This is a genomic window from Neisseria sp. P0021.S005 (assembly GCF_051956955.1).
Map to the genome: position 1 here is coordinate 1 of NZ_JBQCWY010000958.1, position 453 is coordinate 453.

Consider the following 453-nt stretch of genomic DNA (forward strand, 5'->3'; position numbering starts at 1 on the left):
TTTAAAAGCTTGGCAATATTGCTGATAACGTTCTGCCAGTCCATATAGGATGATTGCTGTCAGCCCCCAGATGTCGTAGTGTCGGCAAGGCAGGGTGGGGAGGGCGAGGGTTTGATTGTTGTGATGAAGATGACGGTATGAGTAGTTTTGCAGGTTTAAGGTGAAGTCCAAAGGCAGATAAAAACTTTCTGCTACTTCATCGGGATTTGCTTTGGGGTTGACGGGCTGGGTGCAAATTGCCGGAACAGGCGTAACACGGTAGCCGGAAGGTGTGTCATAAAAGAGTAGCGGCGCAAAAGCCTGCAATGCGGCAATCGGAATGGCGGTTTCTTCGCAAGCTTATCTTAACGCAGTCGCCGTTAGGCTGTCGTCTTGGGCATCTCTGCGTCCGCCTGCAAAGGCGATTTGTCTGGTGTGTTGCCTTAAGGTCTCGGCCCTTTTGGTCAGTAAAAT

The 453-nt window shown here is 50.3% G+C and carries 1 pseudogene; it reads right to left on the bottom strand.

Annotation, left to right across the window (positions count from 1 at the left end):
- Nucleotides 1-306: pseudogene (locus ACTHUE_RS20355) on the bottom strand (CoA pyrophosphatase); the annotation flags it as partial.
- Nucleotides 307-453: the final 147 nt, after the last annotated feature.